Annotated in this window: 12 protein-coding genes; all 12 read right to left on the minus strand. The window is 37.5% G+C overall.

Features of this window, described 5'->3' with window-relative positions; genetic code table 11:
• Positions 1 to 31: 31 nt before the first annotated feature.
• Positions 32 to 853, minus strand: a complete 822-nt coding sequence (locus BPR_RS11100; protein ID WP_013281580.1) for a transketolase — start codon at positions 851 to 853, stop codon at positions 32 to 34.
• Complete coding sequence (locus BPR_RS11105; protein WP_013281581.1) at positions 834 to 1814, minus strand: transketolase family protein; 981 nt, start codon at positions 1812 to 1814, stop codon at positions 834 to 836. The genes BPR_RS11100 and BPR_RS11105 overlap by 20 nt, the downstream gene beginning before the upstream one ends.
• Positions 1807 to 2616 (minus strand): transketolase, encoded by an 810-nt coding sequence (locus BPR_RS11110; protein WP_013281582.1) that lies wholly within the window; start codon positions 2614 to 2616, stop codon positions 1807 to 1809. The genes BPR_RS11105 and BPR_RS11110 overlap by 8 nt, the downstream gene beginning before the upstream one ends.
• Before the next feature lie 8 nt (positions 2617 to 2624).
• Positions 2625 to 3824 (minus strand): acyl-CoA reductase, encoded by a 1200-nt coding sequence (locus BPR_RS11115; RefSeq protein WP_013281583.1) that lies wholly within the window; start codon positions 3822 to 3824, stop codon positions 2625 to 2627.
• Complete coding sequence (locus BPR_RS11120; protein ID WP_013281584.1) at positions 3814 to 4875, minus strand: LuxE/PaaK family acyltransferase; 1062 nt, start codon at positions 4873 to 4875, stop codon at positions 3814 to 3816. Before BPR_RS11120 ends, BPR_RS11115 begins: the two co-directional genes overlap by 11 nt.
• Positions 4872 to 5975, minus strand: coding sequence for a DegT/DnrJ/EryC1/StrS family aminotransferase (locus tag BPR_RS11125; RefSeq protein WP_013281585.1), 1104 nt, complete (start codon positions 5973 to 5975; stop codon positions 4872 to 4874). Before BPR_RS11125 ends, BPR_RS11120 begins: the two co-directional genes overlap by 4 nt.
• Before the next feature lie 156 nt (positions 5976 to 6131).
• On the minus strand, positions 6132 to 7190 hold the full coding sequence (locus BPR_RS11130; protein WP_013281586.1) for a hypothetical protein: 1059 nt from the start codon (positions 7188 to 7190) through the stop codon (positions 6132 to 6134).
• Positions 7191 to 7253: 63 nt separating this feature from the next.
• On the minus strand, positions 7254 to 7823 hold the full coding sequence (locus tag BPR_RS11135; protein ID WP_042256965.1) for a flagellar basal body-associated FliL family protein: 570 nt from the start codon (positions 7821 to 7823) through the stop codon (positions 7254 to 7256).
• Positions 7824 to 8248: 425 nt separating this feature from the next.
• Complete coding sequence (locus BPR_RS21470) at positions 8249 to 9469, minus strand: flagellin N-terminal helical domain-containing protein (protein WP_013281588.1); 1221 nt, start codon at positions 9467 to 9469, stop codon at positions 8249 to 8251.
• Between the two features lie 141 nt (positions 9470 to 9610).
• The gene (locus BPR_RS11145) at positions 9611 to 10171 is read right to left on the minus strand and encodes a DUF3990 domain-containing protein (RefSeq protein ID WP_013281589.1); all 561 of its coding nucleotides are present in this window, start codon (positions 10169 to 10171) and stop codon (positions 9611 to 9613) included.
• Between the two features lie 55 nt (positions 10172 to 10226).
• Entirely contained in the window at positions 10227 to 11378 is a 1152-nt protein-coding gene (locus BPR_RS11150) for a hypothetical protein (RefSeq protein ID WP_013281590.1), read from the minus strand.
• 71 nt (positions 11379 to 11449) lie between these two features.
• Positions 11450 to 12229, minus strand: a complete 780-nt coding sequence (locus BPR_RS11155; protein WP_013281591.1) for a tetratricopeptide repeat protein — start codon at positions 12227 to 12229, stop codon at positions 11450 to 11452.
• Between the last annotated feature and the right edge of the window lie 27 nt (positions 12230 to 12256).

Consider the following 12256-nt stretch of genomic DNA (forward strand, 5'->3'; position numbering starts at 1 on the left):
AGACCATTTTCTACAATTCTTATGCGTTATTTCAATCACTTTTTTTCAGTTCATCCTTTGCTTTAAAGTATTGTTCATCCGTCAAAAAATTACTGTGCCACTCTGTAGCATTTTCAGCAAATGAAATACCTTTCCCTTTAACAGTATTTGCTATTATCACCTTTGGAATGCTGTTTCTATCTGATAAGGCTCTTATCAATTGCTCAAAACTATGACCATCAATTTCTACTACATCAAATCCATAACTTTCCCAGTTTTCTTTCAATCGATTTCCGTCTTGTACATCCTTTGTCCTACCATCAAACTGTAACCCATTTTTATCTACTATAGTCACAACATTATTAAGTCTGTAATGCTGTATTGTATGCGCAGCTTCCCATACTTGCCCCTCATTACACTCACCGTCTCCAAGTAGAACATACACATTTGCATTATTGTTTTTCTTTTTGAGTGCCAGCGCCATCCCTGCTCCAATTGATAAACCCTGCCCAAGGCTTCCGCCAGAAACTTCTATCCCATATGAATCATTCATTTTGGGATGTTCACACAATAATGAGCCATCTTTAAGCGCATTTTTAATTTCGTATTCAGGAATAATCCCTTTTTGATGCAATACTGCATACAAAGCCATCGCCGCATGTCCTTTGCTCAGAATAAATCTATCTCTATCACTCCGCTGAACAGCCTCAGGGCATTTCATTATTCCCATATATAGTGCAACAAGTATCTCCACGCATGACATACTCCCGCCTAGATGAGCACCTCTTTTACCAGCATTATATGTCATTTCCACTATATCAATCCTTACACTAGTTGCTATTTTCTTTAATTCATCAATTGATCGCTCTATCATTGCTTATAATATTCTCAATCCTTTTTACTATAGCGTCAGTATATAAGCCACACTCTTTTCTAACATATTCTTTATTACCAACTGTAGGAAAAACATCATGAATACCTATCTTTTCTATTCTTGGTCTTTTATCAAGGCAATCATAATAATCTGAAATAGCGCTTCCGAGACCACCAATAACACTATGTTCCTCAATAGAGAAAATAAGCTGCGAATTACAAATAGTTTTTAATATTTCTTCATCGATAGGCTTAATGGTATGCATGTTTATTACTCCAATACTAATTTCCTTTTCCTTAAAAATATCTGATACAGCGATTGCTTCATGTACCATCCGCCCAGTTGCAATTATGTTGATCTTTGAAAGACTTCTTAGAGTAACAGCTTTCCCAATAGCAAAGTCATAATCTTCATCATATACCGGCAAAGAATTTACCCCATCCGATAATCTTATATAAGCCGGGCCTATATAAGAAGACATTGCTTTAATGCAATAATATGCCTCAAGAGCATCCGCCGGCGATAAAATAAGCATATTAGGAATTGCCCGCATGATTGCAATATCTTCTATGGCATAATGAGTATTACCGAACATCCCCATCGCTACTCCCGCGGATATTCCTAGTAGTTTAACATTTGCCTTCTGATAGCCCAAGTTATGCCTGATCTGCTCATACCCACGCATCGTCAAAAACGTAGCAAATGAAACTGCAAATACATTATTATCCTCAAATGCCATTCCAGACGCTACGCCTATTAAACTCTGTTCAGCAATTCCAACATTTATAAATCTATCCGGATAATTATCCATTACTCGCTTTAATCCAGCGGTAACCCCTAGATCTGCTGTTATGACGTATATATTGCTATATTCTTCAATACTTTCATAAATTGCCACTCCACAAGCTGTACCAGATTGTCCTAATCTTGACCAGCTTCTTATTTTCTTTTTTTCAACCATTCATAATCTCCAGCTTAGCTTTTACATACATATCCTCTGTCAGAACCCCATGGTGCCATCCCGGATCATTTTCCATAAAAGAAACTCCCTTGCCTTTAACAGTATCTGCTATAACACATAATGGTTTATCTTCCATAGAAATATCTAGTTTATCAGCAATTTCATCCGCATTATGTCCATCTACCGATACAACACTGCACCCAAATGCTTCAAACTTTTCCCTGTAATCATCTATTCCAGCCACTAATGATACAGGGCCATCTGACTGAAGCTTGTTATTATCTACTATAATTACCAAATTATTCAGTTTATAATGAGAAGCTATCATCAGGCTTTCCCAAATTGTTCCTTCTTCGCATTCTCCATCTCCCAAGACCAGAAACACTTTATTATTCCTATTATGTTTCTTTATCGAAATAGCCATTCCCACTGCGACAGGAGCTGCCATTCCTAAACTCCCCCCTGAAAAATCAATGCCTATATCTATATTTCTTTTTGGATGGCCTGCCAATTGGGATCCATTTTTTTCAAATTGTTTCAAATCATCGATTTTCAGACTTCCTACTTCTACCAAAGCAGAATAATAAGCTAAAACACAATGTGCTTTTCCAACTATAATTCTATCTATTTCTGAATGATCACCAACTAACTTGGCTGTTCTTCCAAACAAAGCTGCAAATATCTCAATGCAAGATAACCCTCCGCCAAGGTGTGCTCCTAAAGCACCTGCGTTATATGCCATATCAATTGAATTTAGTCGCATTCTTTTTGACATTTCTTTTAAATTTTTTATTTCAGCCATTTTCCACCTTAATACATAATTACTCTTGAAAGGGTTTCAAGCACATTGCATCCATCCCAAAAAATATCCAAAGAAAGAGCTTGTCCAACATCCACGATTCTATCTATTCCTTTAATATTTCTCTGTAAAATACTAGAGAGAATTTCATTTTTATTCACACCATAAACTACACACGTCTGTATTTTTTCATCATCAAAATATTGAATCATTTCATCGATTTTATTCACATGAATATTGAAAAATTCCCCACACTTTCCTCTATATTTTTCTATATCCGAATTTGGATCATTTAAATCATATGCATATAGCACGTTGCTATATCTATTTACAGAATCAATTTTTTTCTCTGCAGCCATTCTGCATAAGTGCTCAAATTTGTCACTAACAACTATTTCCGATAATTGATATTTTTTGCTTATTTCCTTTAGCCTTGAGAAAAAAATATCTTTAGCTGACTCGGATGAATTGCCTAACCAAAAGATCATATGTGGTGATGAACAAGCATTTTGATCAACTAAAAAAGTGTCATTATAGAATCTGTGACATATTTCTACAATTTCCTCTTCATTTGCATTTAAAATGGCATCAGAATTAAATACAGCAAAAGAATACCTATCTGCAAAAGCTACCTCTATGCTCCTAGGTTTACACTCAAAGCCACGTACTTTTTTTATCGTTGAGTCACCACCCCAAATAACTTTGGCATCACATTTTGACAAAAATGCTCCTGTAATATCATCACGATTTCGTTCATACAAAACTATCTGATTAGTATCTTTTATAAACAATAATTCTGGATTTTGTTTGATAACTTTCTCTGACGCTTCGCATATTATTTTTGTTTGTTCAAATCTTTTAGAGGAAACTTTAACAATATTTGAATTACCAGATAGCAGTCCAAAGACCCATGAATAAGCAAAATTAATAGGAATATTAGATGGGGTGATATGAAATACAAGCCCTCTCCCAAATCTATAAAACTCGCTACTGCCTATATTTGTTCTCTGCTTTAATCTATCTAAATTCGCTTTCCTGATAAAGAATGCAAATGTATGAATATCCGAGTACGCCCTTGTATCTCTATTTGTCCTTAGTTCTTTCGACAATAAATCTAAAAAGCTACATACTTTATCATCAAAAACACTAAAAGGCTTAAAAGAACAATCTGCATTACCAAAAAGAATCTCTGCTCCATTCTCAGTAAACATCACTACATCCTCTGATTTCTGCTTGTTTCACTCGTCCAAGAAGCTTTATATATTTCCCCTTTCTTCCACATGGACAGTCATCATGGCCTAATATCATTCCCATATCTTCTGTGAGTATGGAATGTCCCGGATAAGAAATCGGAATAGTTGAAATGACTTGTATAAGTCCAGATTCTCCAACCTCAGCTTCAGAGAAATCCTCTTTTCTTCTAATTATGACATCTGAATAGTTGCTAACGTGCAAATGACCGTATTCACACTCCATATAGATGCATCCTGTCTGCTCTACCATGCCGTAATAGTCGTGAACTCTACTAATCCCAAATCTCTCTTTTAAACATTCTTTGAATCTATCATTGTTAACTTTCTCAAGTTCAAGTTTTTTCCATCCGCCACCATGAATCAGAATTGAGTTTTCAAATGATATTTCCCTATCTCCAAAAGCTTTATAAAAAAACTGCCAAATCATTGATGTAAAACCAAAAATCAATATTTTTTCATCATGATGTTTGTCAATAAACTCTTTCACACCATTTATATCAAAGCTCATATCTTCCTTAAGAGCAAAAAAACGATCTGAGCCTGCTATAGAAAATCCCAGTATTGCAGCTCCACGAACTGCCAACATTGTTCGATCTCGTAAAACGCTTTTATTATCGATAATAAGCATTGGAAGTCTCTTAGTACCAATAAAATCAGACAGTATTTTTATCATTACTTTTTGTTGTCTGGCTGCAGTTTCCTTATCAAGATATATCCGCGAAGGTTGTGACCCTGTTGTTCCTGAAGATGTCATTACCTTTATAATCTCATCTCTGTTAACGCTATATAAATCTAGTTCCTTAAAAAGCCTTACAGGTAAAAAAGGAACATCCAGTATAGTGCCTGCTTCTTTATACCCTCCAAGTAACACATCTATTACATTGCGATATTCTTGGCAATTATGATAATGATAGTTACTCAATTCATTAAGATATGGCAATAATAATTTTTCTTTATCTGATACCTCCAATGCATAGGGCTGGTAATTATAGAGTTCTTCAAATATCATATCAATGAGATAATCCTTTCTAAATCGTACTCTTCCATCCCTTCGTAGATAGGAAGAACAAGTATTTTCTCAGCGAGTTTTCTGGCATTATCAATTTTTTCATTCCTATACCTATTTTTAAAGCATACGTGATCAGCTGTAACCGGGCAAAAATACTTTCTAGGAAAGATTCCTTTTTCTCTTAATTTCAGGTTCAGTTCATCTCGAGATAAAGAATAATCACTTTCAACAATAATGGGCATATAACCATAACTTTTATTTACATCTGCCTGCTCATCAAAAAGGCTTATCCCTTTCACATTCATAAGTAATCTTCTATAGGTATCATAAACATATCTTCTGGCAGCAATGGCATCATTTATGTGTGTCAAATTGCACAGTCCCATAATTGCAGAAAACTCATTCATCTTGGCATTTGCCCCGACAGAAACTACCAATTCCTCATCTCTTATTCCAAAATTTTTAAGATTATAGAGTTTTTCATATATCTCGTCATTTTTACAAACTACGGCGCCACCTTCAATGGTGTGGAATACCTTCGTTGCGTGAAAGCTGAATATAGATGCATCTCCATAATTACCGATTCCCACACCGTTTAGCTTTTCACCGAAAGCATGGGCTGCATCATAAATTACTTTTAATCCGTATTTATCTGCAATCTTTTGAATGGCATCTACATTACAAATATTGCCGTAGACATGAACAGGCAGAATAGCCACAGTATTTTCTGTGATAAGATCTTCTATCTTATTTTCATCTATAGTTCCGTCAGACAATTTTATGTCGCAAAACACTGGTTTTAACCCATTTCTAACAATCGCGTGAGTGGTAGAAATAAATGTAAATGGAGTAGTAATGACTTCGCTGCCTCTTGGAAAATCAAATGTCTGAATGACCATTTCCAGAGCCATGTGTCCATTAACCATAAGCGATATCTGTGGAACATCCAAATAATCAGCCAGTTCTTTTTCCAATCGCTGATGATATTCGCCCATGTTAGTAAGCCATCGTGATTCCCACAATGGCTTTATAGCTTCACAGTATTCTTCATAACTTGGCATTGACGATCTGGTGACAAAAATCTCTTTGCGATTATTCATATTATCTCAAGCTTCTGTTCTTCCTGGTATTATTGTTCCGCTAACTCGATATATTAATTTTAATGCAATTTCGTATATTTAACAACATTTCATACTATCATATATCAAAAAAGCGGGTGGCATTCGCCACCCGCAAGAAAAATGTAGTTTTCTTATTTACTTAACTTCAGCATAGTAATCCACTGAGTTTGCAGTTACTTTGAAGTTCTTAACACCATTAAAGATTATATTCTGTTCATCCTCTGAGAGGTCTTTAATAGTTGTGTCAGTGTAGCCCCATGCAGTATAAACATCTTTCCATGTAACCTTTACATAGCCATCTTCATTATCTGAAACAGTAGTTACTGCCTTACCATTTACAAGGATAGCTGTAGGCTTTGTTGTTCCAAAGCCACCCTCAACATCAGGCTTTGAAATATAGAAATTTTCACCTTCAACTAAAACGCTTGCTTCTTTGCACTCTCTAATTCCAGTAGGAGTGAATTTTACTGAAAGAGATGGCATTGTAAGTGCTGTTTTAACTTTGTTAGATATGCTATACCATGTTGTCTCAGCAGCATCTGTATTAAGCGCTGCAGTAACAGCAAACTCGTATTTAGGAAGATCTGTAGCATCAGTTTTTATAGTATATGTATATGTGCCATCATTGTCCTTAACTTCATACTCATCAGCTGCTGAAAGAGCTACATTCTTAAATGTTACACCAGTTTCGTCAAGTGGTTTCTCAACCTCATTATCTGCAAGAAGTCCAAAATACAATCCTGTAGCATCATCACCAGTGCCACTAAAGTCTTTAGTTTTAGAATATCCTGCAGCATATGTCGCAGAACCCTTGACAAGCTTAGCTTCAATATCCAAAACTATGCCCATTGAGCTCTTGTTAGTAATTGTAAGTGCATCACTTGTTCCTGCATAATCAAGACCATCTAAAGTTGAAGCAAATAAAACCTTAGCGCCATCTTCAATCTTCTTGTCTGGATGAGCCTCTGCAACTAGTCCATAAGGATCAGTAGTGAATGCAAGTGTTTTTGTAAGTGCATCACCTGTAGGAACTGCAACTGCGTAAACATCCTTATCTACAAATGCACTAGTACCTGCTCCAGTAACCTCTACGGCGGCATCCTCGTCTCCTGCTGTTGCAAATGCTGTAACACCACATCCAAGTGTCATTACTGCTGCCATTCCTAAAGCTACAAATTTCTTAAAATTGTACATAATAAAATCCTCCTTGATTATGTGTATATTATTCCGTCCATCCTTGGACGAATAGTTACCAATTTAATTCACCGTCACATTGACACCAATGTTTACAAAGGTAAGCTCATTTTGTTCTTCGTCAACCAAGTGATAGACCACTGTGCAAACATAAGTGCCTGCCTTTAATGGTTTGTCTAATTTAAAACCTCTTATCTCTGCACCGAGCTCCAGTACAGGAGATGAATATACTATTTCTTCAGTATTATCAACTACAAGATCAAAGTATATCGGGGTCTCATTAGACTGATCATTTTTGACATATGCATTTTTAGTTTCGAGTGTATCCGCAGAAAATTCCCAATCAGAATTCTGAGATACTGTATAGCTTTGTGGAATATTCTTTCTTGATTCCTGATCTTCTTCCATCTCAGCTAATACTTCATCCACATTTTCAGCAGTGATTACTTCCTTAGGCTTTTGTTCAGGTTTCTGAGCTGCTTGTTTTTCTCTATTGGTCTTAACAAGAAGTGCGGCCATGGCAGTAACTGCTATGATGAGGACGCAAAAGACAACAGCGACAATAGCAATTATAAGCTTTTTCTTACCATCTCCTTTCCCTCTGTTTTCGATGTTTGTTGTTTCAGAGCTCATTCTTTTCCCTCCGATCTGTCCTACCTCCGAAACTTTAGAATCGAACGTAAACATTTCGGCAGGTATGCTCGTGTCGCGGCTATAGATGTTCCAGCATATTTCGTGGTAGCATAGTTCTGCGAATTAATATCGCAGCCTCATCCATCAAAATAAATCACCCGTAGCCTTTTCAAATTGCTTATCGGCATACCATAATTAAAACTTTAGATGAACTCTTCGAAAAAACTATAAAATTCATATTAAGTTTATCGCTGGTGTTTTTTGATTAGTAAACACCACATGTCTTGATGTACTATAACATCAATTTCTTAACACAAAATAAACTACATATAAAAAAAGTGAAATATAAGACTTTTTCAAACATTTTATTTCATTTCTTTTTCCCAAAAATGAAATTTAATCCTGCATGTCTTTTCCAGAAGTATTTATTGAAGCAAACTGAGTACTCCCTGATTAGTCTGATTAGCCTGAGAAAGAATAGTCTGACCTGCCTGAATCAATATGTTCCTATTAGAGTAGTTCACCATCTGGTGCGCCATATCAGTGTCTCTTATTCTTGATTCAGCTCCGGTTGTATTCTCAACAACATTATCAAGATTACGTATTGTATGTTCTAGACGATTCTGATACGCTCCAAGGTTAGAACGCTCACGGGAAGTAATCTCGATAGCATTTTTGACAGTTTCTATACCTGAAAGCGGGCCTGAGTTATCCCTGGTTGCAACATTGACATTCCATAAGCCCAGGGAAGATGCATTAACAGGGCTGATCTTAATATCCATTGTCTGCCCGGCTTCTGAGCCAACCTGAAGCTTTAACTGGAGTTTGCCAAAGAACTCCATATTAAACTTACCCTCATCAGGGCCGGCAATTTGGTAAGTGATAGATACTGTATAATCATCTGTTGTGTTAGCTTTTGATAACCTGCTGGCAATATCTCTGTACACACTTTCCTTGGAAATTGAATATGGATATCTACTTGATCCCGGGATAATTTCATCTATTATATTTCCATCATCATCGTAAATCACCTGGTGGGCAGGGGGATTGGGGCCATTTACGCTATAATATGTTTTTTCTGAGCCATTTCCTGTGGTAAGTATGGTACCATCTGACAATGGTCTGATTGAATAGCTGGCTAGTGCATTTGATGTAGCCTGTGTAAGAGTCCCACCACTAATGCCATTATAAGCAAGCGTAGGAGACGCAGCCCTTATCATTTCCTGTCTGATTCCATTTAAGATTTTTATTTCATTAAAAGTAGTAACACCACCAGTTCTGTCTATTTCACTTTGTAGTGCCTCTATTTCGCTTTGAATATAAGTTTTATCTTCATATGTAAGGGTATCATTTGCAGATTTAACACACAGTTCATTCATTCTCTGAAGCATATCATGAACTTCATTAAGAGCCCCTTCTGCAATCTGGACTAGAGATATTCCATCCTGAGCATTTTCGGCAGCCTGAGTAAGCCCTCGCACCTGTCGCCTCATCTTCTCGGAAATAGATAGTCCGGCTGCATCATCTGCAGCTCTATTAATGCGATATCCTGAAGATAGTTTCTCAGATGCCTTGGCCTGGTCTTTGACATTAACATTTAACATTCGGTTGGCGTTCATCGCCTCCATGCAATGTTGTATAACCATACTCCGGCTCCTAAAAAAGTTTATTATCCATGTATTGTATCGGCTATTTTATTGCAATTATTTAAAACAGGGATAATACATACGATAAAAAACCCTTGCACTTTTTCAGCGCAAGGGTTTACAAGGTATTTACCTTCTATCTCACTCTATCTCCATTTCCTTCATAACTCTGGCAAATTCTGTCTGGTAGAATTTGCTGTCCTCCTGGTGTTTGGCTGCAGCTTCGAGTATCATATCTCTGGTAAGTATCTCACTGGACACAAACTTCAGATTGTCTGCTGCCTTCTGGGACTTTAATACAATCTGCTGTGAGCAGGGGCCCACCAGCAGAAGCTTCATGGCTTCTTCATCAGATAAGAAGCCACTTGTAATTATGCCAAAGGTCTCATAAATAGTGTCATTGGCAATAGGGCCAATGATCAGATCGTAATCGCTGTAAAGATCCGGCATCATCCTTCGGTTGGAAAAGATATATCTAAACCACTCGCTGTCTCTCTTAAACTCTTTTACCTTAAGGGCACTGTCATCAAGTTCATAGTGGTTGACTATAATATCACAGCCATCCTGTTCTCTTGCCCATCTGTGCGCAAAATCCACATCATCCGTTGTATAAAAGCCCTGTCCGAAATCAGCATTCTTCCTGCCATAGTGAACATCGGGTTTCTCTATGATATTGTAGCCTGTATGAAAAAGAATGATCATTTCTTTTCCTCGCTTTCAGATAAGCTGCGCCAGTTCTAGTTATAATGCATTTGTATCAATACTTCTCCCATGCAGTATAGATATATGCAGGATTCTCGTAGTTTTCATCTGTCTCAAAGAGGAATATACAGTCGTCGCGCCTTGCAATGATGTAGTATTTGAGCACCTCAGTTCCGTCTTCATAAACTGTCTCTGGATACTTCATAAACATCTTGTTGCCCTTAATATACTCAACATTGGAACCAAGCGCAGTGAATCTGTATCCATTTGTATTCCCATCAAAAATGCTGTACTCTCTGCTATTATCAAATTCCTGTATGATGCTCAGGGTTCCGTCCAGTCCGTCAGATGATTTCTTATAAGTATATTCGCCATAGAACTCGTCCATGGCATCATAAAATGTGTCGCTTCCGTCGTAGGCTATCTTGGGGCTGTCATCTTCTGTGTCAAATTCATGGGAAGCCAGAATCTCGCCGTATTCTGCTTTAGTAGGAGAATTCATGATCTCTTTCATGAGCTTCTCATACTCATCCATCGTGATCTTCTGTCCTCTATAAGTAAAATCACTGTCTGAATTATAATAATCATACTCAGCATCCCAGTATTCTGCTGACAGGTTAAAAGAATCTACTTTCTCCCCATCCTGGTTATAACAGTCAAATAAATATATCTTACGTCCGCCGTGAGATACATCCCTGTGGAAAATGTACATTTTTCCGTCATACTCGACATGTCCAAGTTCGCCTGCGGTTCCCTCTCCCTCAGCAAGTACATAATACTCACCATTTCTCTCATCAATATACATTCCGCCATAAGGGCCATTTAAGATAAGTTCATATTTGCCATCATTATCAAGGTCTACTCTCTCATCGCTTACACTGTAACTCTCCCAGTCATCAGCATCATGAGGGAGCTTATTGTACCATACTTCATATTCATTTCCCTCGTAATTACCTAACGCACTTTTTGTGCCATCAAGAAACTCCTTATATTCTCCAAGGTCGCTTTTCTCTCCATCTAAAGCCAGATCAAATGAAGCTTCTTTGTCTGGAGCATCTGAATTACCGGTATTTGCTGAGGCTCCAGGATTTTTTTCCCAGGAAGCTTCACTAGCAGATTCGTCTGCCTCTCCGTTCTGTAAAAAACTACAACCTGCTAGACTCACAATAAGTCCAAGACTACATATTAATAAACGATATTTTCTCATAAAACTCCTTAAAAAAAATACTCCTTAACACTTAAGTGTCCACAAAACATGAGCACTTCAAATTCTTTAATTTACCAAGGCTTATAGCTTCCGCCTTTTTCTCCTATTCCTGCAGCATCCTCGCCATCTCCCTGGCTGCCATACTTATCCAGAAAGTCCTGATCCTGCCTTCGCTCTTCAAGGGCATCCTTCTTATTCCTGTCAAGCTTATCCTTTTGTCTCTTTTCTTTTTCTGTCTGGTTGTTTGACTTATCACTGTCATCAGAGTTCTCACCATCGTCCTTATCTTCTTCATCCTGGTTCGGATCATTCTGAGAGTCATCACCATTCGGATTTTGTAGCTGCTCAAGCATTCTGTCGATATCTTCCTTGAGCTGCTGGGCATCGTCATCTCTATGCCCCGCTCCATTCTCCGTAGCCCACTTATTGGTCAAAAGGATATCCCTTGCTTTATACAGGATTACCTGCGCAGAGTCAAGACTGTCCTGAGTCGTAAGATTATCAAAATCGATACTATAACACATTGAAAGCGCTAGATTGATCCTGATATCGCACTCTTTTTGTCCCACAGGATAAAGAGATAACGCCCTCGTATAGTAACCTATCGCACTGTTATAATCCTCTTTTTCAAAGGCAACATTTCCAAGATTGTAATATGGCAGGTAGCTCTCCGGCACATTAAGCGTCAGAAGGCCCTCTTCCTTGGCTGGCTGATAATTCCCCTTTGCATATGAAACTACAAATGAGTGATTGACCAGGATCCGGCCAAATAGTATTCCGGAAGCAATAGCAAGCGCTAGAAAAAGCGCCAGCAAACCATATATTTTTACAGGAATTTTCTTAAAATCCATATCATGCTCCTTCCCACTAATTATATC

Source organism: Butyrivibrio proteoclasticus B316, assembly GCF_000145035.1.
Lineage (GTDB): Bacteria > Bacillota > Clostridia > Lachnospirales > Lachnospiraceae > Butyrivibrio > Butyrivibrio proteoclasticus.

Coding starts and splice junctions, on each gene's coding strand:
- BPR_RS11100 (WP_013281580.1), bottom strand. CDS start 853: ATGATAGAGCGATCAATTGATGAATTAAAGAAAATAGCAACTAGTGTA.
- BPR_RS11105 (WP_013281581.1), bottom strand. CDS start 1,814: ATGGTTGAAAAAAAGAAAATAAGAAGCTGGTCAAGATTAGGACAATCT.
- BPR_RS11110 (WP_013281582.1), bottom strand. CDS start 2,616: ATGGCTGAAATAAAAAATTTAAAAGAAATGTCAAAAAGAATGCGACTA.
- BPR_RS11115 (WP_013281583.1), bottom strand. CDS start 3,824: ATGTTTACTGAGAATGGAGCAGAGATTCTTTTTGGTAATGCAGATTGT.
- BPR_RS11120 (WP_013281584.1), bottom strand. CDS start 4,875: ATGATATTTGAAGAACTCTATAATTACCAGCCCTATGCATTGGAGGTA.
- BPR_RS11125 (WP_013281585.1), bottom strand. CDS start 5,975: ATGAATAATCGCAAAGAGATTTTTGTCACCAGATCGTCAATGCCAAGT.
- BPR_RS11130 (WP_013281586.1), bottom strand. CDS start 7,190: ATGTACAATTTTAAGAAATTTGTAGCTTTAGGAATGGCAGCAGTAATG.
- BPR_RS11135 (WP_042256965.1), bottom strand. CDS start 7,823: ATGAGCTCTGAAACAACAAACATCGAAAACAGAGGGAAAGGAGATGGT.
- BPR_RS21470 (WP_013281588.1), bottom strand. CDS start 9,469: ATGGTTATACAACATTGCATGGAGGCGATGAACGCCAACCGAATGTTA.
- BPR_RS11145 (WP_013281589.1), bottom strand. CDS start 10,171: ATGATCATTCTTTTTCATACAGGCTACAATATCATAGAGAAACCCGAT.
- BPR_RS11150 (WP_013281590.1), bottom strand. CDS start 11,378: ATGAGAAAATATCGTTTATTAATATGTAGTCTTGGACTTATTGTGAGT.
- BPR_RS11155 (WP_013281591.1), bottom strand. CDS start 12,229: ATGGATTTTAAGAAAATTCCTGTAAAAATATATGGTTTGCTGGCGCTT.